Annotated in this window: 22 protein-coding genes and 2 riboswitches; of the genes, 21 read left to right on the forward strand and 1 reads right to left on the reverse strand. The window is 29.7% G+C overall.

What is annotated here, in order from left to right:
- Nucleotides 1-316: 316 nt before the first annotated feature.
- From K0040_RS17030 to K0040_RS17055, 6 genes are all read left to right on the forward strand, one after another.
- A complete protein-coding gene (locus tag K0040_RS17030; protein ID WP_228109937.1) occupies nucleotides 317-1051 on the forward strand; it encodes a YwmB family TATA-box binding protein in 735 nt (244 codons plus the stop codon).
- 22 nt (nucleotides 1052-1073) lie between these two features.
- A complete protein-coding gene (murA, locus tag K0040_RS17035; protein WP_228109938.1) occupies nucleotides 1074-2324 on the forward strand; it encodes a UDP-N-acetylglucosamine 1-carboxyvinyltransferase in 1251 nt (416 codons plus the stop codon).
- A 66-nt stretch (nucleotides 2325-2390) separates the two neighbouring features.
- Nucleotides 2391-3407 carry a stage II sporulation protein D gene (spoIID, locus tag K0040_RS17040; RefSeq protein ID WP_228109939.1) on the forward strand — a complete coding sequence of 339 codons (1017 nt, stop codon included), beginning with the start codon at nucleotides 2391-2393 and terminating at the stop codon, nucleotides 3405-3407.
- 84 nt (nucleotides 3408-3491) lie between these two features.
- Nucleotides 3492-4130, forward strand: coding sequence for a M23 family metallopeptidase (locus K0040_RS17045; protein ID WP_228109940.1), 639 nt, complete (start codon nucleotides 3492-3494; stop codon nucleotides 4128-4130).
- Between the two features lie 96 nt (nucleotides 4131-4226).
- Nucleotides 4227-4484 carry a sporulation transcriptional regulator SpoIIID gene (gene spoIIID, locus K0040_RS17050; protein WP_018589986.1) on the forward strand — a complete coding sequence of 86 codons (258 nt, stop codon included), beginning with the start codon at nucleotides 4227-4229 and terminating at the stop codon, nucleotides 4482-4484.
- Between the two features lie 275 nt (nucleotides 4485-4759).
- Nucleotides 4760-5788: a rod shape-determining protein gene (locus tag K0040_RS17055; protein WP_074920302.1), complete on the forward strand. Its 1029-nt coding sequence runs from the start codon at nucleotides 4760-4762 to the stop codon at nucleotides 5786-5788.
- Between the two features lie 73 nt (nucleotides 5789-5861).
- Here K0040_RS17055 and yyaC read toward each other — a convergent pair whose 3' ends face one another.
- Nucleotides 5862-6371 carry a spore protease YyaC gene (gene yyaC / locus K0040_RS17060; RefSeq protein WP_018589988.1) on the reverse strand — a complete coding sequence of 170 codons (510 nt, stop codon included), beginning with the start codon at nucleotides 6369-6371 and terminating at the stop codon, nucleotides 5862-5864.
- A 205-nt stretch (nucleotides 6372-6576) separates the two neighbouring features.
- Nucleotides 6577-6684, forward strand: a riboswitch (SAM riboswitch).
- Between the two features lie 103 nt (nucleotides 6685-6787).
- Here yyaC and metK point away from each other — a divergent pair.
- The 15 genes from metK (at nucleotide 6788) to K0040_RS17135 (ending at nucleotide 25567) form a co-directional block, all read left to right on the forward strand.
- On the forward strand, nucleotides 6788-7981 hold the full coding sequence (metK, locus tag K0040_RS17065) for a methionine adenosyltransferase (protein WP_228109941.1): 1194 nt from the start codon (nucleotides 6788-6790) through the stop codon (nucleotides 7979-7981).
- Nucleotides 7982-8120: 139 nt separating this feature from the next.
- Nucleotides 8121-10346 carry an SF1B family DNA helicase RecD2 gene (recD2, locus tag K0040_RS17070; RefSeq protein ID WP_228109942.1) on the forward strand — a complete coding sequence of 742 codons (2226 nt, stop codon included), beginning with the start codon at nucleotides 8121-8123 and terminating at the stop codon, nucleotides 10344-10346.
- Nucleotides 10346-11128: a ComF family protein gene (locus K0040_RS17075; protein WP_228109943.1), complete on the forward strand. Its 783-nt coding sequence runs from the start codon at nucleotides 10346-10348 to the stop codon at nucleotides 11126-11128. Before recD2 ends, K0040_RS17075 begins: the two co-directional genes overlap by 1 nt.
- A 738-nt stretch (nucleotides 11129-11866) precedes the next feature.
- Complete coding sequence (gene hpf / locus K0040_RS17080; protein ID WP_228109944.1) at nucleotides 11867-12403, forward strand: ribosome hibernation-promoting factor, HPF/YfiA family; 537 nt, start codon at nucleotides 11867-11869, stop codon at nucleotides 12401-12403.
- A 222-nt stretch (nucleotides 12404-12625) separates the two neighbouring features.
- Nucleotides 12626-14038 carry a DNA recombination protein RmuC gene (locus K0040_RS17085; protein WP_228109945.1) on the forward strand — a complete coding sequence of 471 codons (1413 nt, stop codon included), beginning with the start codon at nucleotides 12626-12628 and terminating at the stop codon, nucleotides 14036-14038.
- Between the two features lie 138 nt (nucleotides 14039-14176).
- Nucleotides 14177-16906, forward strand: coding sequence for a preprotein translocase subunit SecA (gene secA, locus K0040_RS17090; RefSeq protein WP_265588926.1), 2730 nt, complete (start codon nucleotides 14177-14179; stop codon nucleotides 16904-16906).
- Nucleotides 16907-16919: 13 nt separating this feature from the next.
- A protein-coding gene (prfB, locus tag K0040_RS17095; protein ID WP_228109946.1) for a peptide chain release factor 2 occupies nucleotides 16920-18030 on the forward strand; the annotation gives its coding sequence in 2 pieces (ribosomal slippage) (nucleotides 16920-16994 and nucleotides 16996-18030; 1110 coding nt in all).
- 63 nt (nucleotides 18031-18093) lie between these two features.
- Nucleotides 18094-20238 (forward strand): Tex family protein, encoded by a 2145-nt coding sequence (locus K0040_RS17100; RefSeq protein ID WP_228109947.1) that lies wholly within the window; start codon nucleotides 18094-18096, stop codon nucleotides 20236-20238.
- Between the two features lie 16 nt (nucleotides 20239-20254).
- Complete coding sequence (locus K0040_RS17105; protein WP_228109948.1) at nucleotides 20255-21421, forward strand: amidohydrolase; 1167 nt, start codon at nucleotides 20255-20257, stop codon at nucleotides 21419-21421.
- 98 nt (nucleotides 21422-21519) lie between these two features.
- Nucleotides 21520-21639: riboswitch (FMN riboswitch) on the forward strand.
- A gap of 104 nt (nucleotides 21640-21743) precedes the next feature.
- Nucleotides 21744-22352, forward strand: a complete 609-nt coding sequence (locus tag K0040_RS17110) for an ECF transporter S component (protein ID WP_228109949.1) — start codon at nucleotides 21744-21746, stop codon at nucleotides 22350-22352.
- 218 nt (nucleotides 22353-22570) lie between these two features.
- Complete coding sequence (gene tsaE / locus K0040_RS17115) at nucleotides 22571-23023, forward strand: tRNA (adenosine(37)-N6)-threonylcarbamoyltransferase complex ATPase subunit type 1 TsaE (RefSeq protein WP_228109950.1); 453 nt, start codon at nucleotides 22571-22573, stop codon at nucleotides 23021-23023.
- Nucleotides 23023-23739, forward strand: coding sequence for a tRNA (adenosine(37)-N6)-threonylcarbamoyltransferase complex dimerization subunit type 1 TsaB (gene tsaB / locus K0040_RS17120; RefSeq protein WP_228109951.1), 717 nt, complete (start codon nucleotides 23023-23025; stop codon nucleotides 23737-23739). The genes tsaE and tsaB overlap by 1 nt, the downstream gene beginning before the upstream one ends.
- Nucleotides 23729-24184: a ribosomal protein S18-alanine N-acetyltransferase gene (gene rimI, locus K0040_RS17125; RefSeq protein ID WP_228109952.1), complete on the forward strand. Its 456-nt coding sequence runs from the start codon at nucleotides 23729-23731 to the stop codon at nucleotides 24182-24184. The genes tsaB and rimI overlap by 11 nt, the downstream gene beginning before the upstream one ends.
- 2 nt (nucleotides 24185-24186) lie before the next feature.
- Nucleotides 24187-25203, forward strand: a complete 1017-nt coding sequence (gene tsaD / locus K0040_RS17130) for a tRNA (adenosine(37)-N6)-threonylcarbamoyltransferase complex transferase subunit TsaD (RefSeq protein WP_228109953.1) — start codon at nucleotides 24187-24189, stop codon at nucleotides 25201-25203.
- A gap of 19 nt (nucleotides 25204-25222) precedes the next feature.
- A complete protein-coding gene (locus tag K0040_RS17135; protein WP_228109954.1) occupies nucleotides 25223-25567 on the forward strand; it encodes a RidA family protein in 345 nt (114 codons plus the stop codon).
- Nucleotides 25568-25783: the final 216 nt, after the last annotated feature.

The raw sequence follows: 25783 nt of genomic DNA on the forward strand, positions 1-25783 counted from the left end.
TGATGATATGTTTGCAAGTATAACAGCTGTTGTACCAATGCAGCTACTTTCATATCATGTAGCCCAAATGAGAGGGTGTGACATAGATAAGCCTAGAAACTTAGCTAAGTCAGTTACAGTTGAATAATAGGAAACAATTAGACAATAAATAATATAGAAGGTTATATACTAAAAGTATATAACCTTTTTGTTCTTAAGTAATTATTTATCATATTAAAAATATTAATTTTAATCCTATTAAGTCGTATATCCTTTCTGATAATGTCAATAATTTAAATAAAAGCTAACACAAACCATTTATTAAGGGGGATTTACTATGAAAGTTATAAAATTTGTTACAACTTTATTACTATTATTCATCATAGGAATATTTACATCTTATGCAGATGTAAAATATAATACATGGACTGATAATTTTATAAAAGCATTTGAGCAAACAGAAGCGAATTTTAAGTTTTATAATATAAAAATTAATTGTGTTATATCAGATATAAACAATAAAAAACAAATAGAAAGTATGTGTGAAGATATTGTAAATTCTTTAAATATAAAATCAGATAAAATTATACTGAGAGAAGAAAATGACAATGGGGTTAAAATTTATGCTCAAATTAAAGATAGCTCTTACAATGTATCATTTACAGCAATCAAAAAAAATAGTAAAGAATACTATATAATTATTGACATATTAGGCAATAAGTTATATAAAAATATAGGAGATATTTATCGAAACTTAGATGATATACTTAATAGATGTTCAAATGATGCAGAGATTTACCTTTGTATGGCTGGAGAATATACAAAAAAATTACAATTATATAAATGTAATGATATTTTAGAAAATATATTGTATAATATGAATGCAAAGGAAATAGATAGAGTAAGAGAAGATAGCTTGGTTTCTGTTACAGCATATAGTAAATTGCTAACAGAAAACGATTTAGATTATTTAGAGAATAAGGTCAATTTAAATATAGGAATTAGGTATAGCGATAATGAAGATAAGACTTTAATCTACATGGCTACACCTATAATAAAATTAGATTATTAAGTTTAATGAGGAGAGACAAACAATGGCTAAAATAATAGTAAAAAAGAGTAATCCACTTAAAGGTAGTGTTAGAATAGATGGTGCAAAAAATGCTGTATTACCAATAATAGCAGCAACTTTATTAGCAAAAGGAAAATCAGTACTTAGAGAAGTACCAAATTTAAAAGATGTACATGTTATATCAGATTTATTAAGACATTTAGGTGCTGAAGTTGAATATAGCGGAACTACATTAACTGTTGATGCAACTAATCTAAAAACTTATGATGCTCCATATGAATTAGTAAGAAAGATGAGAGCGTCTTTCTTGGTAATGGGACCATTACTAGCAAGATTTAATCAAACTAGAATATCTATGCCAGGGGGATGTGCTATAGGTACTAGACCAATAGATTTACACTTAAAAGGATTTAAAGCTTTAGGTGCAAACGTAGTAATGGATCATGGGTTTGTAGAAGCTAAAACAGATAGATTAGCAGGCAGTAAGTTATACCTAGATTTTCCATCAGTAGGAGCTACTGAAAATATAATGATGGCAGCAGTATTAGCAGAAGGAACTACTATAATAGAAAATGCTGCAGAAGAACCAGAAATAGTTGATTTAGCTAATTTCTTAAATGAAATGGGAGCAGATGTTAGAGGTGCAGGAACAAATACAATAAGAATAAAAGGTGTAAAAGAATTAAGAGCCACAGAGCATGATGTAATACCTGATAGAATAGAAGCTGCTACTTTCATGGTAGCTGCAGCTATGACAAAAGGTGATATAACTATTGAAAATATAATTCTTGAACATTTAAAACCTGTGACGGCAAAATTAAGAGAAGCTGGTTGTCAAATTATAGAAATGGATAATTCTATAAGGGTAATAGGACCACAGAAGTTAAAATCTATAGATATAAAAACTTTACCACACCCAGGTTTTCCAACAGATGTTCAAGCTCAATTTATGGCTATGCTTACTGTTGCAAAAGGAACTGGAGTAGTTATAGAAACAGTATTTGAAAATAGATTTATGCACGTTGCTGAATTCAATAGAATGGGAGCAAATATTAAAATAGAAGGTAGAACGGCTGTTGTAGAAGGCGTAGAAGAGTTAAATGGAGCTAAAGTAAATGCCACTGATTTAAGAGCTGGAGCTGCATTGATACTTTGTGGTCTTATAGCAGAAGGTGAAACTGAAATAGGAGAAATTTATCATATTCAAAGAGGATATGTAGATATAGATAAAAAAATAACTGCATTAGGTGGTAATATAGAGATAGTCGAATAATAATTAGTAATAAAAAAATGGGTTTTTTCATATATTTAAGAAGCTTAAATCTTAGGAGGAAGATATATGAAAAAACCTTTTGTTTTTATTTTATTGCTATCTCTTTCGTTGGTTATAGTATCGGTAATTGGAAGTTTAGTGTTTTATGGAGACTCGGGAACCCCAACTGTAAAGAATAAAATGACTAAAAAAATTGCTAAAGATATTACGTATGAAAAAGTAGATAAGGAATCACCAAATATAAATGTTTACAAAGTAAATGAAAATAAAATAGAGAAAATGGATATTGAAGAATACCTTTATGGAGTATTGTCTAGTGAAATGCCATCAACATTTGATGTAGAAGCTTTAAAAGCTCAAGCTATAGCTGCTAGAACTTATGTTATGTATAAAATGGAGAATAACATTGCATCTGGACATAAAAATGCAACAGTTTGTACAAACTCTGCTCACTGCCAAGCTTACACATCATATAAAGATTTAAAAAATGTGAAGGGCGAAGATTGGATAAAAGGTGATTATGTTAAAGTAAAAAAAGCTGTAGATGATACTAAGGGTCAAATTGTAACTTATAATGAGAAGGCAATTTTACCTTTGTATTTTTCAACTTCTTCAGGTAAAACTGAAAATAGTAAAGATGTTTTCTCTACTCAATACCCATACTTAGTATCTGTTGATAGCCCATATGAAGAACAATCACCCAAATACTCAACTACTTATTCAATAAAAAAGAGTAAGTTTATTAAATACATAAAAAATATATATCCACAGATAAACATATCTTTAGACAAATTAGATAAGCAAGTAAGTATAGTGAACAGGACGGAAGGTGGATGTGTAAAAACAGTTGAAGTAGGAAATGTTAAAATAAGTGGAACTGATATGAGAAAAATATTGAGTTTAAATTCAGCTAACTTTACAATAAATTATAATAATGATGAAATGAGCTTTACTGTAAAAGGCTATGGCCATGGTGTAGGAATGAGCCAATGGGGCGCAGAAGGAATGGCAAAAAAAGGATACAAATATCACGATATATTATTTCACTACTTTAAAGATAGTGATATAAAAGATATGTATTAATATTCCAAAAATGTAAAAATGTTGTATAAATATTAATTATTAGTTAATAATCTAAATATGTATTAATATATTTGGAGGTACAACATGAAAAAGAAATTATTAGAAAAGGATGCTTTTTATCTATCCTTGTTTATATGTGTCTGTATTTTAGCCATTGGAGGAATTTGGTTTACCAACAAAAACGTAGACGATTTATTATCGAAGAATACTCCAACAAAAAGTGAAGATGAAATACATTTAACTGAAGACAAAAAAAATGATGTTCTTCCAACTGCTACAGATTCTGAACAAAACTTAGCAAAAGCAAAGGAAGCTGAACATAATAAAATAAGCTACTTAGGAAATCAAGTAATAAGAGATTATTCAGAAAAAGAGCCAAGCTATTCAGAAACTTTAGAAGTTTGGGAAATACATAAAGCTTTAGACATAGAAGCAAATGAAAATCAAGAGGTTAAATCATTAACTCCTGGTACTGTATTAGATGTATATGATGACGATGAATATGGTATGTCTGTAAAAATTCAATCTGGTAAAGATACTGAATTTGTATATTCTAGTTTAGGTAAGAATATTACAGTAAAAAAAGGCGATGAGATAAAAGAAGGGCAACGTATAGGGTATGCAGGTAATACTAGTGATGTAGAATGCTTAAGTGGAGTACACGTGCATTTAGAAGCATACAAAAATAACACAGCTATTAATCCAATGAGTTTATTAGAATAAAGCTTAACAGGTTCAATCATATTTGGTTGGACCTGTTATATTTTTTGACTTTCTCTCATATATATCAATAAGGATATGATGTTAGGGGGGAAGGGAGTGAGATCCTATATAGAGGAAAGAGCAGTTATTGTAGCAAAGTATATATTAGAAAAAAATACTACAGTAAGACAAACCGCTAAAACTTTTGGTGTAAGTAAAAGTACTATTCATAAGGATGTAACGGAACGGTTAGAAGAAATCAATCCTTCTCTAGCTTTAGAGGTTAAGAGAGTTTTAGAAAAGAATAAATCAGAAAGACATATTCGAGGTGGTATGGCAACAAAGCTTAAATATGAAAGCGAAAAAAAAGTGTAGGTATATCCTGCACTTTTTTGAATTTAAAAAGTTTTAATCTAATAATGCGGTCTTGAAGTTTATGCCAAAAAACGACATGAAAATTTAAAAAATTAAATTATAAAAATAAATAATAATATAAAATAAAAATAAAAACAATCTTAGTAAAAAATGTACTATAAAACCTGAATTTTTTTCTTGACTTATATTATTTTTTTGTATATCTTGTAACATAGAGGTCTTTAAGAGAAATCAAATAAAGTTTAATATATATGAATAATAAAAGGAGTGAAAATATGGCTGGAGCAGATATAGGAATAGATTTAGGCACGGCAAATGTCTTAGTTTATGTAGATGGTAAGGGCATAGTACTAGAAGAACCATCGGTAGTTGCAATTGAAAAAAATACAAATACAGTTTTAGCAGTTGGAAATGAAGCAAGAAAAATGATAGGGAGAACACCTGCCAATATAGTGGCAATAAGACCGTTAAAAGATGGTGTTATTTCTGATTATGAAGCAACTGAAAAAATGTTAAAATACTTTACAGAAAAGATAGTTGAGAAAAAAGGATTTAGAAGACTTGTAATGCCAAGAATAATGGTATGTGTGCCGACAGGTGTAACGGAAGTTGAGAAAAGGGCAGTAGAAGAAGCCACAAGAGAAGCAGGTGCAAGAGAGGTATATATAATAGAAGAACCAATTGCAGCAGCCATAGGTGCAGGTATGGATATATCACTACCAAATGGAAATATGGTAATAGATATAGGTGGAGGAACTACAGACATAGCGGTTATATCTCTTGGAGGAGCGGTAGTTAGTGACTCAATAAAAATAGGTGGAGATAAGTTTGATGCTGCTATAGTAGCGTATATTAAGAAAAAACATAATCTTCTTATAGGGGAGAGAAGTGCAGAAAAGCTAAAAGTAGAAATTGGAACAGCTATGAAAGATAGTGAAGAACAATTTATGAAAATAAGCGGTAGAAATATAATAAAAGGTTTACCAGAAACTATAGAAGTTAGTTCACAAGAAATAGCAGAAGCATTAGAAGAATGTATAAAGCAAATCGTAGCTACAACTAGAGTTGTATTAGAAAAAATTCCACCTGAATTAGCAGCAGATATAAGTACGTCTGGTATAGTGATGACTGGTGGCGGAGCTTTATTAAAAAATTTAGATAAGAGAATTGAAGAAGCCACAGGAATTCAAGTAATAGTTGCCGACGAGCCTTTATCTTGTGTTGCAAGAGGAACAGGTTCATCATTAAGCACATTAGATTTACTAGAAACTGGCGGAACATTTAAGAGAAGAAATAAAAAATAGTATAAAAGGGCTGTCATAATAATTTAATTAGTATGTACAGCCCTTTTTAATATAAGTACACAGATGACTCTATTTAGGTTGAGAGTAAGATTGATAGAGCAATAGTTTCAGCCAATTCTAAAATAAAATGAAGTCGAACATTATTAAATGAAAATCTATTATTTTCATCTACTTTATCCACAATACCTACAATTGAATGTGATCCAATTTGCGGGAGTTTTTTACCTACGCCTTTACCTGGTAGAATTGGTCCTTTTCTAATCTGAATGTTTCCTATATTATTTATAGAACCTAAACAGGCATCAATAGCTAAGAATTCACTGTTAGGATGCTTTTCTTTTATTTGATCAAAAGATTCATATATGTTCAAGGCATGAATAGGATTATCTAGGGTACCGTAAACTGGGTATTTAAAGTCGCTATTTTTAAGCATAGTACCGACTAAAGGACCTAAAGCATCTCCTATAGCACGATCTGTTCCTATACAAATAACAACGGTATTTTCATTAATTATATCTTTGAGTATTAAGCTTAATATTTCTATAACATTTTCTTTTTTGTAATGCACTTTGGCTAAATACATAGGAACTTACCTCCCTTCAAAAATATATGAACTACATAATAAAAAAATACATAACTTTAATCAACATAAAGTCACTTATACATAATCATATGATGAAAGCTTAAATAGTGTTCTTAAAATAAATAAAATCTTGACACTATAAAAAAAAAAGGTTATCATATACTTGTTAAAAGTAATAATAAAATATATGTGTAATCGTGATTACACCTTATCAAGAGAGGCAGAGGGACAGGCCCTGTGAAGCCCAGCAACCACTCCCGTATTGGGGAACGGTGCTAAATCCTACTTAACGGAAACGTTAGAGAGATGAGGTTAGTTAATTATAATTTTTATGTGATAATTAACCTCTTCTGTTAAAGAAGAGGTTTTATTTTTACCCAAATTGACAAAAATAGATAATAAAAGGAGGAAATACAATGTCAAGACATTTATTCACATCGGAATCAGTAACTGAAGGTCATCCAGATAAAATGTGTGACCAAATTTCAGATGCAATATTAGATGCTTTATTAGAGAAGGACCCTTTATCAAGAGTAGCTTGTGAAACAACAACTACTACAGGATTAGTATTAGTAGCAGGAGAAATATCTACAAACGCTTATGTAGATATACAAAAAGTAGTTAGAGAGACAGTAAAGGAAATAGGATATACAAGAGCTAAATATGGTTTTGATAGTCAAACTTGCGCTGTTATAACTGCTATAGATGAGCAGTCATCAGACATAGCTATGGGTGTTGATGAAGCTTTAGAAAGTAGAAGTGGAGAGCAAACGGAAGAAGAAATTGAAGCTATAGGAGCAGGAGATCAAGGTATAATGTTTGGGTTTGCGTGTAATGAAACTCCAGAATTAATGCCATTACCTATATCTTTAGCACATAAGCTATCTAGAAGATTAACAGAAATAAGAAAAAATAAAACTGTAGATTATTTAAGACCAGATGGTAAAACTCAAGTTACTGTAGAGTACGATGGAAATAAGCCAGTAAGAGTTCATACTATATTAATATCTACTCAACATAGTGAGCATGTAGATAATGACACTATAAGAAAAGATTTAATAGAGTTAGTAATAAAAGAAGTTATACCAGCAGATTTATTAGATGATGAAACTAAGATATATATAAACCCAACAGGTAGATTTGTTATAGGTGGACCACAAGGAGATACTGGTTTAACAGGAAGAAAAATAATAATAGACACTTATGGCGGATATTCTAGACACGGTGGTGGAGCATTCTCAGGAAAAGATGCAACTAAGGTTGATAGATCTGCTGCATATGCTGCTAGATACGTTGCTAAAAATATAGTAGCTGCTGGACTTGCAGATAAGTGTGAAATAGAATTAGCTTATGCCATAGGTGTTGCTAAACCTTTATCTATATTTGTAGATACTTTTGGAACTGGAAAGGTGTCTGAAGCTGAATTAGTTGAATTAATAAATAAAAACTTTGACTTAAGACCAGGTGCCATAATAAGAGACTTAGACTTAAGAAAACCAATATACAGACAAACAGCTGCATATGGCCACTTTGGAAGAACTGACGTGGATTTACCATGGGAAAGAACTGATAAAGCTGAAGCATTAAGAGAGCAATCTTCAATAAAATAATTTTAATGATTAACATAAATAATAAAGAGTTGTATAAAATACGGCTCTTTATTTTTTTACATTAAGTGATAACATAAAATATATTTATAATACTAATAATTATAAGTAGGCGTTAATAAATGATTTTAGGAGAATTGAAATGGAAAAATTACAAGGAATGGTTAGTGATATAGTCTTTAAAAATGAAGAAAATGGTTATACCATAGCCTCTTTAGCCAATGAAAATGATGAAATAACTATTGTAGGATGTATGCCAACTTTGTCTGTAGGAGAAAGTATAGAAATAGAAGGAAAATGGGTGAATCATAAAATATATGGATCCCAATTTGAGGTGCAAAGTTTTATACCCGTTACACCATCTTCTCTTGATGGTATCTATGTTTATTTATCTTCTGGTATGATACATGGAATAGGCGAAAAAATGGCTAAAAGAATAGTTGATAAATTTGGTGTTGATACTTTAGATATTATTCAAAATACTCCAGAAAGATTAACTGAAGTAGAAGGAATAGGTATGAAGAAAGTAAAACAAATCCAAGAAAGCTATGAAGAAAATAGAGAACTTAGAAATATAATAATACAACTATCTCCTTATGGAATAACTCCTAATTATTGTTTAAGAATATATAAAAAATATAAAGATAAATCCTTGGAAGTGATAAATAAAAATCCATATAGATTAGCAGAAGAAGTAAGAGGTATAGGATTTAGAATTGCCGATGATATTGCCAGCAAAATAGGTATAGACAAATATTCTCCAGATAGAATTATGCAGGGTATTTTATTTACTTTAAATCAAAGCTTGGGAAGTGGTCATACATATTTACCCAAAAGAATATTGATTGAGCAATCAGTTAAAATTTTAGGTGTAGAACCTAAATATGTGGAAAATGGAATTATGGATTTAGCATACGATCAAAAAGTACATTTAGAAAATATGAATGGAGAAATACTTATATATTTAATGATGTACTATATATGCGAAAATGGTGTATGCAAAGAAATAGTAAAGTTATCTCAACATGAAACAAAGGATTTACAGATTAATATAGAAGAAGAAATAAAAGTTGTTGAAAAAGAAGATGAAATAAGTTTAGCGAACAATCAAATTTTAGCAGTAAAAGAAGCTATAAATAATGGAGTAACAATTATTACAGGTGGTCCAGGTACAGGAAAAACTACAACGATAAATACTATAATAAAAATATTTGAAAATAATGACCAAAAAGTAGTTCTATGTGCTCCAACAGGTAGAGCGGCTAAGAGAATGAGTGAAACTTCAAATAAAGAAGCTAAAACTATTCATAGATTGCTAGAAATGGGCTTTGCTACAGATGGCGATGAACTAGTCTTTTTTAAAGATGAAGAAGATCCAATAGATGCTGATGTGATAATATTGGATGAAGCATCTATGGTTGATATTATATTAATGTACAATCTTTTAAAAGCTGTAAAATTAGGAACAAGATTACTTTTAGTAGGAGATAGTGACCAATTACCGTCAGTAGGAGCAGGAAATGTTCTAAAAGACATTATTGATTCTAATGTAATAAAAACTGTACGATTAGATGAAATATTTAGACAAGCAAGAGAAAGTATGATAGTCGTAAATGCTCATAAAATAAACAGCGGAGAGCCCCTATTTTTAAATGTAAAAAACAAAGATTTCTTCTTTCTAAGAAAAAATAACAATGAAGAAATCTTAAATGATATAATAGGACTTGTAAGTGAAAGACTTCCTAAGTTTTATAAATTTGATAAACTAAAAGACATACAAGTATTAACATCAATGAGAAAAGGTGACTTGGGAGTAAATAATTTAAATATAGAATTGCAAAAATATCTAAATCCACCTAATAAGTATAAACAAGAAGAACAGTTTGCCAAAAGAACTTTTAGGGTAGGGGACAAGGTAATGCAAATTAGAAATAACTACACAAAAAAATGGGAAACAGAGGACAAAAGTGATAGTGGAGAAGGTATATATAATGGAGATATTGGATATATATTTCATATAGATAAAGATAAGAAAACTGTTTTTGTACTTTTTGATAAGATAAAAATTGCTTCTTATAAATATGATGAACTAGACGAGCTTGATCACAGTTTTTGTACAACAATTCATAAGAGTCAAGGAAGTGAATTTCCAGTAGTGGTTATACCCATAGTTTGGGCACCGCCTATGTTGTTAAGTCGTAATTTACTTTATACAGCAGTTACTAGAGCAAAAAAGCTTGTTGTGTTAGTTGGTGATGTTAAATACTTAGAGCAGATGATTAAAAACAATAGAATAAATAATAGATACTCTAACTTATCGTATAAATTAAATAAATTTATAAAAGAAGGGTTGTTAAGTAAATTATAATGAAACTTATATCAAAGTCAATTCTAAATAATATAAAGGAAACTATTAAAATTGTGATAAACTATATTTATCCTAGAAATATAACTTGCATAATTTGTGATAATCCTATAAAACTAAAAAATCCTTATTCCCTTTGCAGAAGTTGTTTTAAGGAGCTAAGGTTTATTTTAGATGGATGTAACAAATGTGGAAAACCTATAGTAAATAGAAATTTGGAAAGAGAAAGTTTAATTGAATGTAACTATTGTTATAATAAAACTTTTTATTTTGATAAGGCAATCGCATGTATAGAATATGATGATATAAGTAAAAAATTAATTTTAGATTTTAAATATAAAAGTAAAACTTATTTATGTAGGTATGTAGCCTATTTAATGAAAGAAAAAATTATGTTAGAAGATATAAAGGCTGATTATATACTGTTTGTGCCTTTACATAAAAAAAGGTTAAAGGAAAGAGGATTTAATCAAGCAGAAAAAATAGCTAATAAATTAAGTGGTTTGATTAATATACCTGTGCTAGATTGTGTTAGCAGAGAAAAAAATACAAAAAAGTTATATAAATTGAATAAAGAAGATAGAGAAAAAGAATTAAAAAATGGTTTTAAGGTAAAAGATAATATTAATCTTATTAAAAATAAAAATGTAATATTAATAGATGATATTTTTACTACAGGATCAACGGCAAATGAAATATCAAAAGTATTGAAAATAAACTCTGTAAATAATATATGTATATTTACATTGCTTACAACCTGTGTAGATGTATACGTAAAGGAATAAAATTCTATTGACAGAATTGTTTTAAGCCGTTAAAATAGTAATATGTTTCAGGTCTGTGGTTGCAAGTCCAAGCCAGACGCAGGCTAAAGGATCCACGTAAGTTAACACTAAAAATTGGGTTAATGATCATGGTGCGTCTTAGATGTAAGACCTACCGGTATTAAAATCGAGATGGTTAGTAGTGAGGCAAACCCGAGCGAAAGCTGCAGTAGGCGAGTGTGGGGTCAAAGACCAGGTCAGCTGAAACAATAAGTACCTATAGAGGTACTTTTTTTTTACAAAAAAAGAAAACTATTTTTAAAAAATGTTTATAGATATTATTAAAATTGCATAATATAAAGATATAGATCTATATTAAATAAAGTATATCAGCATATTGAGAATATGATTAAGTTACAATTGTTACTAATGAATAAAATAATTAACAATGTATAATTACTATATGTGGATAAATATTAAATACTAAAATTAGACAATATGCACAGTTTATAAAGTTATCAACAAAGTTATCAACATTATCCACAAATAATGTTGATTAATAATCCACATTAATATAAAAGTAAATAAAAAAATACATAAAACTATTTTTTACGACAGTATATAAAAAAATAAAAAGTTAACAATAAAAAAAAGGAGAAAAACAATTAATATAGAATATATTATTAAAGCATAAATACTAATACACAAAGTAAAGTATAAAATTACATGTGCTTTACATAAGTGAAGGGAGATGTTCTTATGAAAATAATAATATCAGGAAAAAAATTAGATCTTACAGATGGAATCAAAAACGCAATAGAAGATAAGTTAGGAAAGTTAGAACGTTATCTTAATCCAGAAACTGAAGTAAAAGTAACTGTAAGTGCAAAAAAAGCAGCTCAAAAAATAGAAGTAACAATTATCCCTATAAGTGGACCGATTATTAGAGCAGAAGATAGTGAAGAAAATTTATATGCTGCAATTGATGTTGTTTATGACAAGCTTAAAAAACAAATAAGAAGATACAAAAATAAACTACAAGATAAACATCAATCTAAGGAAGAAAGCATTAGATTCCAAATTGATGAAGGAATAGAAGAAGATGATGAAAGTTTAGATATAGTAATAGAAAGACGTAAAAAATTCGATATGAAACCAATGAGTCCAGAAGAAGCAGTATTACAAATGGAATTAATAGAGCATGGATTCTATATGTTTAGAAATATAGATAGCGATGAAATATCTATAGTATATAAACGTGAAGATGGTGGTTATGGTTTAATAGAGCATGAATAAGGTAATTAATTATTAAAAATATTCAAGGCTATCGATAATTTTATCGATAGCCTTTTTATATTGAGTTAAATATATGTTTTAATAATTAAGATATAATACGAGTGATATTAAAAAGCATAAGTAGAATTAACTTTAAGTTTTTTTTAATAAATAAAGGTTTATACTATTAATATGTAGATTATTGAGTAAAAAACTATATTTTGTTATCATATAAAATGTAGAATGAAAAATTTAACAAATATAAAAGACTATAATATAAGGGGGAGAAAAGGAGCTGATAATTTGACAGAAATATTACTTATTATAGTAATAGTGCTTTTAGTTATAAATATTTTCATATGTACAAGACCTAAAGATGCGAACATAGAAAAATTTAGCGAGGGTATAGAAAAGAAATTTGATAGTATAGAAAAACTATCTAGACAAGAATTTTATACAAATAGAGAAGAGTCAAGAAGAAACGAACAAGAAAATAGACAAGAAATGAAAGTTTCTATAGATAGTTTAACATCATCTATATCAAGACATATTATGAATCTCTCTACACTTCAACAAAATCAATTTGATATAAACTCAAAAAGTTTGGAGAACACATTAAATTCTTTTAATGAAAATATGATGAAAAGCTTAGACAATCTTGCTCAGTTACAAAATGAAAAGCTAAATCAATTAACACAGGTAACAGAGGATAAATTTACAAGGCTAACTAAGTCAACAGAAGACAATCTAGAAAAAATGAGGGTAACAGTAGACGAGAAGTTACAAAATACTCTAGAAAAAAGATTAGGTGAATCATTTAAAATGGTTAATGATAGGTTGGAGCAAGTATATAAAGGCTTAGGGGAAATGCAAACTTTAGCAACTGGAGTTGGAGATTTAAAAAAAGTGCTTTCCAATGTTAAAACAAGAGGTGTATTGGGAGAAATTCAGCTGGAACGTATATTAGAACAATTTTTATCACCAGAACAGTATGCTAAAAATGTTATTACAAAAAAAGGTTCTAGAGAAACTGTGGAATTTGCAATAAAGCTTCCTGGTAAAGACGAAACAAAGGATACAATATATCTACCTTTAGATGCGAAATTTCCTTTAGATATTTACAATAAACTAATAGATGCCTATGAAGAAGGAGATCAAAAATTAATAGATAGCGCTTCTAAAGAATTAGAAAAGTTTATTAAAAAATCAGCTAAAGACATTAGAGATAAGTATATAGACCCTCCAAATACTACAGAGTTTGGAATTTTATTTTTACCAACAGAAGGTTTATATGCAGAGGTTATTAAACGTCAGCAACTAGTTGAGGATTTGCAAAGGCATTTTAAAATTAATATAACAGGACCAACCACATTAATAGCACTTTTAAATAGTTTACAAATGGGATTCAAAACTTTGGCTATAGAAAGACATTCTAGTGAAGTATGGAAAGTACTTGGGGCAGTTAAAACAGAATTCTCTAAATTTGAAACAGTATTAAACGCTGCCCAAAGTAAACTGAATCAAGCTAGTTCAGAAATAGATAAATTAGTAGGAACTAGAACAAGACAAATTAATAGAAAGTTAGAAAGTGTTGAAAAGTTAAGTCATGATCAGGCTTATGAATATATAGCACCATCAAAAGATGATGAATTTTAAATAAATATTGAAGAGTAGTTAAAACTATAATTATGAAGTATGATTATACCTGATTAAGTTAATATTTAATATTAAATCATGAATTTTTATGTTAAAATGTATAATAGTATAATAATACAATGAGGAGAGATGCATATAATGGGTTTTTTAGATAATTTATTTAATATGGCAGATAAAAAAGAATTAAAAAATTTCCAAAAGATTGCTGAAAAAATCAATGATATGGAACCAAGGTTCGAGTCTATGAGAGACAAAGAACTTAAAAATATGACAAATGAATTTAAAGACAGATTATTAAAGGGCGAAACATTAGATGATATATTACCAGAAGCTTTTGCAGTAGTAAGAGAGGCATCAAAAAGAGTTTTAGGACTTAGACAATATGATGTTCAGCTTATAGGTGGAATGGTGCTTCATCAAGGTAGAATAGCTGAAATGAAAACTGGTGAGGGTAAAACGTTAGTTGCCTCAGCGCCAGTATATTTAAATGCCCTTGAAGGTAAAGGTGTACATGTTGTTACAGTAAATGATTACTTGGCAAAACGTGATAAGGAAGATATGGGTAAAGTTTATGAATTTTTAGGACTTAGTGTAGGTGTTATAGTTCATGGACAAACTCCAGAAGTAAGAAGAGAACAGTATAATTGTGATATTACATACGGAACTAACAATGAGTACGGATTTGATTATTTAAAGGATAACATGGTTATTCATAAAGAACAAAGGGTTCAAAGAGAGTTAAACTATGCGATAGTGGATGAGGTTGACTCTATATTAATAGATGAAGCTAGAACACCTCTTATAATATCAGGACCTGGAGACAAATCTACACATTTATATACAGATGCAAATACATTTGTATTAACATTAAAAGCTCCAAGTAAAACAGAACAAGAAAAAACTAAAGAAGAAAAAGAAGCACATTTCTCAGATGGAGATTATGATATAGATGAAAAGCAAAAAGCTGCATCTTTAACTGAATCGGGTATAAAGAAAGCTGAAGTTTACTTTAATGTTGAAAATATAACTGATATAGAACATACAGAATTATATCATCATATAACTCAAGCTTTAAAAGCTCATGCAATTATGAAGAAAGACGTAGATTATGTAGCTAAAGATGGAGAAATTGTAATAGTTGATGAGTTTACTGGACGTTTAATGTTTGGTAGAAGGTACTCAGAAGGTTTACACCAAGCTATAGAAGCCAAAGAAGGCTTACATGTACAAAGAGAATCTAAGACTCTTGCAACAATAACATTCCAAAATTTCTTTAGAATGTACAAGAAACTTTCAGGTATGACTGGTACAGCTAAAACAGAAGAAGAGGAATTTAAATCAATATACAAAATGGACGTTGTTCTAATTCCTACAAATAAGCCAGTTCAAAGAGAAGATTTAGCAGATGTTGTTTACAAAAATGAAAATGGTAAATTTAATGCAATAGCTGATGAGATATTAGAGAGAAATAAAAAGAAACAACCAATATTAGTTGGTACAGTATCAATAGATAAATCAGAAAAACTATCTCAAATCCTTAAAAAAAGAGGAATAAAGCATGAGGTATTAAATGCTAAGAATCACGAAAAAGAAGCAGAAATAGTTGCTCAAGCTGGTAGATTAGGTGCTGTTACTATAGCAACTAACATGGCTGGTCGTGGTACTGACATTATGTTAGGTGGTAATCCATTATTCTTAACTAAAAAAGAATTAAAGAGACAAGGATTTACTGAATCTGCAATAAAAAGAGTAGACACTCATATAGAAGAAACAGAATTAGCAGAAAATGAAGAATTAGCAAAAGCTAAGCGTACATTTGATGATTTATATGAAAAATATAAAGAACAAGCTAAACAAGAACAAGAAGAAGTTAGAAAAGCTGGTGGTTTAGCAATCATAGGGACAGAAAGACATGAATCTAGAAGAATAGATAACCAGTTAAGAGGACGTTCTGGACGTCAAGGAGACCCAGGTAGTTCAAGATTCTACATTGGACTAGATGATGAACTTATGAGACTATTTGGTAGTGAAAGGATACAAGGCGTAGTAGAAAAAATAGGTTTAGAAGAAGATATGCCAGTTGAGCATAAAATGCTAACTAAATCTATAGAAAATGCACAAAAGAAAGTTGAAGGAAGAAACTTCGGTATAAGAAAACATGTTCTTCAATATGACGATGTTATGAATAAACAAAGACAAGTTATATATGATGAAAGAGGAAGAGTGCTAGAAGGCGAAGATATAAATGATCAAATTCAAGGTATGATAAAAGATATCATTGTTTCTGCAGTTGAAGCATATGTAGGAGATAAAGGTATAGAATTAGAAAATTTAAAATCATATCTATATGGATTATTTATGCCAAAAGATAGTTTAGAAGTAGAAGGATTACAAGAATTAAAAACACAAGAGTTAAGTGATAGAATTTATGAAATAGCCCATGATATATATAGAGAAAAAGAAGAACTAATAGGTTCTGAAAGAATGAGAGAAGTAGAAAGAATTATACTTCTTCAATGTGTTGATAATCATTGGATAGATCATATAGATGCTATGGACCAATTGCGTCAAGGTATAGGTCTTCGTGCATTAGGACAACAAGACCCGGTTATTGCATACAAAATGGAAGGTTTTGATATGTTTGATGATATGGTTAAACATATTCAAGAAGACACAGTAAGATATTTATTTAATATAACTATAGAGCAACAACCAAAAGAAAGAAAATCAGTAGTAGATGTTGATACATTATCATCGCCAAGTGATTTAGCTGATAAATCTCCAGTAGTTAAAGAAAAAACTGTAGGAAGAAATGAGCCTTGTCCTTGTGGAAGTGGTAAGAAATTTAAACATTGTTGCGGAAAATAGTTTGGAGGTTCCAATGCTAAATGAACAGGAATACAGACAAGAATTACAACAAATGTCTGCAAATTTAAAAGATTTGAGGGTTTCTCTTTGACATAGATGGCCTAAATAAAGAAGTCCAGTTATTGGAAGAAGAAATCGCAAAGCAAGAGTTCTGGAATGATAATGAAAGAGCACAAAAAGTATTACAAAAAAATAAATCTTTAAAAGACACTATAGAAGAATATGAAAATTTACAAAATGGATTAGAAGAAATAGACATATTAATAGAAATGGCAATGGAAGATGATGACGATTCTATTGAGAAAGAAATAGAATCATTAATCCAAAGTATTCAAAGTGAATTAGATAAGGTGAAAATAAAAACTCTTTTAAATGGCGAGTATGACAAAAACAATGCTATATTATCTATTAATGCAGGTACTGGTGGATTAGATGCTCAAGATTGTGCACAAATTCTTCTTAGAATGTACACAAGATATGCAAATAATAAAGAATTTAAAATTAAAACATTAGATTACCTACCAGATACTGAAGCAGGAATTAAGAGTGTAACTTTATTAATTGAAGGTTTAAATGCTTATGGATATTTAAAAAGTGAAAAAGGTGTCCACAGGATTGTAAGGATATCACCTTATGATACATCAGGTAAAAGACATACATCTTTTGTTTCAGTGGATATTACTCCAGAATTGGACGATAACATAGACATTGAATTAAATCCATCAGATTTGAAAATCGATACTTATAGAGCTTCTGGTGCCGGAGGACAGCATGTAAACACTACAGATTCTGCAGTAAGAATAACTCATTTACCTACAGGGGTAATAGTTCAGTGTCAAAATGAAAGATCTCAGTTAATGAACAGAGAGACAGCTATGAAAGTGCTAAAAGGGAAATTAATTCACCTAAAAGAATTAGAACAAAAAGAAAGAATAGAAGATATACAAGGTAAGTATTCTCAGATTACCTGGGGAAGCCAAATAAGATCCTATGTTTTTCAACCCTATAAATTAGTAAAAGATCACAGAACAAACTGCGAAGTAGGAAATGTTGATAGTGTACTAGATGGAAATATAGATTTATTTATAAATGAGTATTTAAAAATGAACAAAATTAATAAATAATTAAAACATAGGGCTTGAGAATAATAATATTCTTAAGCCTTATTTTTAGAAAGAAGGTTCAAATTGAATATTAATGAAATTTTAAAATCAGAATTTAATCTAAGAGATGAACAAATTAACAATGTTATTAAACTTATAGACGAAGGAAATACCATACCATTCATTGCTAGATACAGAAAAGAAATGACAGGAGAAATGAGTGATGTTATACTAAGACAGTTTAATGATAGACTAACTTATTTAAGAAATTTACAATCTAGAAAAGAAGACGTAAAAAGAATAATAGAAGAGCAAGGAAAACTTACAGAAGAAATAGTAAAAAGCTTATTAAAAGCTAATACTTTACAAGAAGTTGAAGATATATATGCTCCTTTTAAACAAAAAAAGAGAACAAGGGCAACAATAGCGAAAGAAAAAGGCTTAGAAGATTTAGCTCTATTAATTTTAGAAAAAAGTATAGCTGATATAAATTTAGAAGCAGAAAAGTTTATAGACGAAGAGAAAAAAGTTTTATCTGTGGAAGATGCACTTAAAGGAGCAAATGATATAATCGCAGAAATAATTTCTGATAATGCACAAATAAGAAAACATATGAGAGAAAATGCTTTAAAATATGGAGTTATAGTAACTAAAAATACTAAGGATGAAAAATCTGTTTATGATATGTACTATGATTTTAGTGAAAGAGTAAGTAATATGGCTTCTCACAGGGTGCTTGCAATAAATAGAGGAGAAAAAGAAGAATTCTTAAAAGTTAAACTAGAAATAGATAATGATAGAATTTTAAAATATATAGAAAACCAATATATAAATAAAAATAACTTTAAAAATAAAGAAATATTAGTATCAGCCATAGAAGATGCATATAAAAGATTAATATTTCCGTCAATAGAAAGAGAAGTTAGAAATCATTTGACAGAATTAGCTCAAGAGAGAGCCATAAGTGTATTTGGTGAAAATATAAAAAATCTTTTATTACAACCACCACTAAAGGGAAAAGTAGTTATGGGATTTGACCCAGGATATGTTAATGGATGTAAAATAGCAGTGGTTGATGCCAGTGGAAAATTCTTAGATGAAGAAATAGTATATCCACATAAACCACAAGGTAAAGTGGAACAAACCAAGAAAGCACTAAAAAGATTAATAGAAACTCATAAAATAGATGTTATTGCCATAGGGAATGGTACAGCATCAAGGGAATCAGAAAGTCTTATATCTGATTTAATAAAAGAATTAGGCGCAGATACTCAATACATTATAGTAAATGAAGCGGGAGCATCAATTTACTCAGCATCAGAATTAGCAGCAGAGGAGCATCCAGATATAAATGTTTCTATAAGAGGTGCCATATCTATAGGAAGAAGGCTTCAAGATCCTCTTGCTGAGCTTGTAAAAATAGATCCAGAAAGTATAGGTGTTGGACAATATCAACATGATTTAAATAAAAAGAGACTAAAAGAAGTCTTAGATGGAGTAGTAGAAGATTCCGTAAATAAAGTTGGTCTAGATTTAAACACAGCTTCATACTCACTTTTAGAACATATAGCTGGAATAAGCAAAGCTGTAGCTAAAAATATAATTACTTATAGAGAAGAAAATGGTTCATTTAAATCAAGAACGGAACTTAAAAAGGTAAAAAGATTAGGACCTTCAGCTTTTGTTCAATGTGCTGGATTTATGAGAATTGAAGATGGCAAAAATCCATTAGATAATACAGGAGTCCATCCAGAGAGTTATGATACTTGCAAAAAAATGTTAGAAATATTAGGGTACTCTTTAGATGATATAAAAAACAAAAATATATCTGATATAGAGCAGCGAGTAGAAAAAATAGGTTTAAAACAACTAAGTGAAGATTTAGGTGTGGGGGAAGTAACTTTAAAAGATATTATTTTAGAGGTTAAAAAGCCAGGTAGAGATCCTAGAGAAGAAGATGGAATGAAACCTATACTTAGAACAGATGTATTGAAAATAGAAGATATAAAAGAAGGTATGATCTTAAAAGGAACTGTTAGAAATGTTGTAGACTTTGGAGTATTCGTTGATATAGGAATAAAAAATGATGGTTTAGTTCATAAATCACAAATGAGTAATAAATTTGTAAAAGATCCAATGGAAATTTGCTCTGTTGGGGATATAATAGATGTTAAAGTAATAGGAATAGATTTGGGCAAACAAAGAGTTGCCTTATCTATGAAGCTTTAATAATGGAGGAAAATAAGTGATATTCATAAAAAATGGAACAATAAATACAGTAACTAAAGGAATAATAAATAGTAATATTCTTATAGATAATAAAAAAATAATCGAAATTGGTGATGAAATAGTAGCACCTTTAGATGCACAAGTAATAGATGCAAAGGGGTGTTTAGTATTACCAGGTTTTATAGATGGGCATACACATTTAGGCCTTTGGGAAGATGGAATGGGAGCAGAAGGAGCTGATGGTAATGAAGAAACAGACCCTGTAACTCCTCATTTAAATCCTATTGATGGAATAAATCCAATGGATAGAAACTTCACAGAGGCTGTTCAAGGTGGAATAACAGCAGTTTGTACTACACCTGGAAGTGCAAATGTAATGGGTGGTCAGTGTATAGCTATAAAAACATTTGGTAGAATTATAGATAAAATGATAATAAAAAATCCTGTAGCAGCTAAAATTGCTTTTGGAGAAAATCCAAAGAGCGTTTATGGCAGTGACGATAAAACTCCTCAAACAAGAATGGCTATAGCAGCTTTAATTAGAGAAAATTTAAAAAAGGCAGAAGAGTACCTAGAAGAAGTTGAAAGGTGCGAACTAGAAGAAGATGATGAAAGTAAACCAGAATATGATATAAAATACGAAAGTTTAATACCAGTATTAAAAAGACAAATTCCTCTTAAAGCTCATGCTCATAGAGCAGATGATATGTTTACAGCCATAAGAATTGCCAAAGAGTTTAATTTAAGATTAACTCTAGACCACTGTACAGAGGGTCATTTAGTTGTAGATGAATTGGTAGAAGAAGGATATCCAGTAATAGTGGGGCCTTCTCTTTCGGAAAGATCTAAAATAGAACTTCGTAACTTAACTTTTGAAACGGCGGGAATTCTTTCAAATGCAGGGCTAGATGTTTGTTTAATGACAGATCACCCAGTAATTCCTATTCAATATCTTCCTATATGTGCTGGAATAGCAATAAAACATGGAATGGAATCAGAAAAAGCATTGGAAGCCATAACAATAAATCCAGCAAAAGTATTAGGAATAGATGATAAAGTTGGATCTATTGAAATTGGAAAAGATGCAGATATAGTTATTTGGGACAATAATCCTTTTGAGATAAATAGTCATGTATTATATACAATTATAGATGGAAAAATAGTTTATAAGAAAAATAAATAAATTGAAGTCATGCATTGGATTTTATTGTCTAAAATATTATATTGACATAATGTCTCCGTTTAATTATTATAATAATAGAATAAGAAATTAAAAAAACAGAAGATCTTCGGGGCAGGGTGAAATTCCCTACCGGCGGTTATAGCCCGCGAGCTACATTTGTAGCATGATTTGGTGAGATTCCAAAGCCGACAGTACAGTCTGGATGAGAGAAGAGAATTATGATATATACCATAATCCATTTTGAATATTCATAAGACTCGAAGGTTACAATTCTTCGAGTTTTTTTAATTTCAGAAAATATTTAAAATTTGGAGGTTATATTATGCAAAATGCAGTTAGAAAACCAGGATTATCATCTGCAAAAACTATAGCAAAGGTGGGCATATTATCAGCAATAGCTTATATTCTTATGTTCATATCAGTGCCACTACCCATATTTCCATCATTTCTAAAAATAGACTTATCTGATATACCAGCAATATTTGGGGGAATGTCTTTAGGACCAATGGCGGGGCTTGCTATAGTTATAGTTAAAAACTTACTTCAAGGAATAACAGCAAGTACTACTGGAGGAGTTGGAGAATTTGCAAATGTAGTAATAGGTGGATCTTATGTATTAATTATATGTTTATTTTATAAAAAGCTGAAAACTACAAAAGGAGTGTTAGCTGGAGGATTAGTAGGAATAGTAGCTATGACTATTACGGGATGTATAATGAATTACTTTATAATGATACCTTTATATGTAACCATATATGGTATGCCATTAGAGCAAATAATACAAATGGGAACTATAATAAATCCAAGAGTTACTGATTTAATGACTTTTGTAATATGGATGATAGCTCCTTTTAATATATTAAAAGCAGGTATAATGACATTAGTAACATTACCATTATTTAAAAAAATGGAAAAAATACTTAGTAAATAAGTTTTAAAATAAAAAAGAGCTATTTTAGCTCTTTTTTGCATTTATTAAACTTAGAATTTAAGTATATGAATATACCCCCTTTATTATAAATGAAGGTTATTATATAATAATATCTAGTTGTATAAGAAAGAAATGACTAAAATACGGATTGATTTGACAATAATAATTAATAATATAAAGGTTAATTATAAGAAATAAAGGATTTTATGGTGATATAGATGAAAACAATTTTTTTAGACAAAGAAGAGAAAACAAGAGATATTGGAGAAAAACTAGGTAAGCTACTTTTTCCAGGTAGTGTGATTTGTTTAATTGGAGATTTAGGAGCGGGAAAAACTACCATGACACAAAGTTTAGCTAAATCTTTAGAAGTAGACGATTATATTACAAGTCCAACATTTACTATAGTAAATGAATACGAAGGCCGAATACCTTTGTACCATTTTGATGTGTATAGAATTGGATGTAGTGAAGAAATGTACGATATAGGGTTTGATGAATATATAGATTCAGAAGGTGTTTGTATAATTGAGTGGGCAAATATAATTGAAGACATATTGCCAAAAGATTATTTAAAAATAGAATTAAATTATAAAGAAAATGGAAGAGAAATGATACTAACACCATTCGGACAAAAATACGAAGAAATAGTTGAGGAGTTGACTAAATAATGAAGATACTAGGAATAGATACATCTACCATGGCTGCAAATGTGGCAGTATTAGAAGATGATAAGTTAATTTGCGAATATACTATAAACACTAAAAAAACTCATTCACAAAAACTAATGCCTATGATAGAAAATATGTTAAAACTTAGTGATATAGAAATTAAGGATATAGATGCCATAGGTATTTGCGTAGGGCCGGGTTCTTTCACGGGACTTAGAATAGGAATGGCTACAGCAAAAGCCATGGCACATGTAAATAATATTCCTTTAATAGGTATAAACTCTCTAGAAATACTAGGTTCTAATATGGATATTTGTAACAAAAAAATATGTTCTATACTAGATGCGCAGAGAAATCAAGTTTATACTTGTAAATACATAGTTGAAGAAGATAAAAATAAAGAGTTAGAAGAAATAAGTATAATTCCAATTGATGATTTATTAGAAGAATTATCAGCTACAGGAGAAGAATGGGTAATAGTTGGTGAAGCTGTTTATAAATATAAAGAAAAAATAGAAAGCATAACAAATATTACTATGTCATCTCCAGCAAATAATATAACTAAAGCAAGTAGTTTATGCACTATAGCGAAGCATAAATTTGAGCAAAATATAGACGTACATAATTGTTATGACATAAATCCAATGTATATCAGAAAATCTCAAGCAGAAGAACAATATGAAGAGAAGCAAAAGAGGTTAAGAGATGGAAAATAATATTATAATAAGAGCAATGACAATGGATGATGTGGATTCAGTTTATGCTGTAGAAGAAGATTGTTTTGTAGATCCTTGGTCAAAAGAGTCAATAAAAAAAGAATTAAAAAATAACTTGGCTAGATATTTAGTTGCCCAGTTAGATGATAAAATAGTAGGATATGTGGGCGTTTGGTTTGTAGTTGATGAAGGTCATATTACAAATGTGGCAGTTCACAGTGAATACAGAGGGAAAAAAATAGGAGATAAACTTGTAAAAGAAATGGTTGAGTTATGCAAGAAAAACCACATAGTAGCCATGACTTTAGAGGTTAGATCATCTAATACAGTAGCACAAAATTTATACAGAAAGTATGGATTTAAAATAGGTGGTATAAGAAAAGAATACTATAGCGATAACAAAGAAGATGCCATCATTATGTGGAACCAGCTAAAAGAGGTGTAAAAATGAAGGATATAATAACATTATCTATGGAAAGTAGTTGCGATGAAACAGCAGTTGCTATCTTAAAAAATGGTAGAGAAATATTAGCAAATATAGTATCTACTCAAATTGAATTACATAAAAAATTTGGAGGAGTTGTACCAGAGGTAGCTTCTAGAAAACATATAGAAAATATTGATGCCGTGTTTCAAGAGGCAATAGATACAGCGAATATTGAACTAGAAGATATAGACCACATATCTGTTACATATGGACCAGGGCTTGTGGGAGCTTTACTTGTAGGACTGTCTTATGCAAAATCATTGGCATTTTCTTTGAAAAAACCACTTGTAGGTGTTAACCATATGCAAGGTCACATATGTGCAAATTATATTGAACATAAAGATTTAAAGCCGCCGTTTATAACTTTAGTTGTATCTGGAGGACATACTCATTTAGTAGAAGTAAAAGATTACAATAGTTATGAAATACTAGGAAGAACAAGAGATGATGCTTCAGGGGAAGCTTTTGATAAAATAGCAAGGGCTATGAATTTAGGATACCCAGGTGGACCAATAATTGATAAACTTGCTAAATTAGGAAATAAAAATGCTATAGATTTCCCTAGGGCTTACATAGACGATTCATATGACTTTAGTTTTAGTGGATTAAAATCAGCGGTACTAAATTACTTAAATGGTCAGAAAATGAAAAATAAGGAAATTGTAGTAGAAGATGTGGCAGCTTCTTTCCAAGAAGCTGTTGTGGAAGTTCTTGCTACAAAAGCAATAAAATCTGCTTTAGAAAAAAAATATAAAATAATTGCTTTATCAGGAGGCGTTGCAGCTAATTCTGCTCTTAGAGAAAAAATTTCTCAAATGGGGAAAGAGCATGATATAGAAATTAAATATCCATCACTATCATTATGTACAGATAATGCAGCTATGATAGGCTGTGCAGGGTATTATAATTTTATAAATGGTAAGAGAGATGATATGTCTCTAAATGCAGTACCAAATTTAAAAATAGACACAATTTAATTTACAGGAGGAATTTAGTATGAGTATACAAAGGTTTGAAGGAAATGGAAGAATGAGTAAGGCAGTTGTATTTAACAATACAATCTACTTATGTGGACAAACTTGCGGAGAAGGAGATATAGAAGAACAAACAGCTGGTGTTTTAGCAAAAGTTGAAGAATTATTAAATCAATATGGGTCAGATAAGAAACATATATTATCTATAACTGTATATGTAAAAGATATGAAAGATTTTGCTGATATGAACTCAGTTTATGATGCTTGGATAGTAGATGGTCATGAACCAGCTAGAGCTTGCGTAGAAGCAAAAATGGCTAGAGAACAATTATTAGTAGAAATGTCAGTTGTTGCAGCTGTGAAATAGAAAAAAGTCCCTGTTGGGACTTTTTTTGAGTTTTAAGTAATATAAAATATTTTGGCATAAGATGATTTAGTAGTTATGAATTTTTAAACTGAGACTGTGAAGTTTTTTCTGTAAATAGCTTTCTATGATAAGTTTATTAAGGCATGGATATGAAAATTATGTATCCATGCCTTAATTTGAATGTAATTCCAATTTAATTGCATGTCAAGTACACCT

This window comes from Terrisporobacter petrolearius, assembly GCF_020748185.1.
GTDB lineage: Bacteria > Bacillota > Clostridia > Peptostreptococcales > Peptostreptococcaceae > Terrisporobacter > Terrisporobacter petrolearius.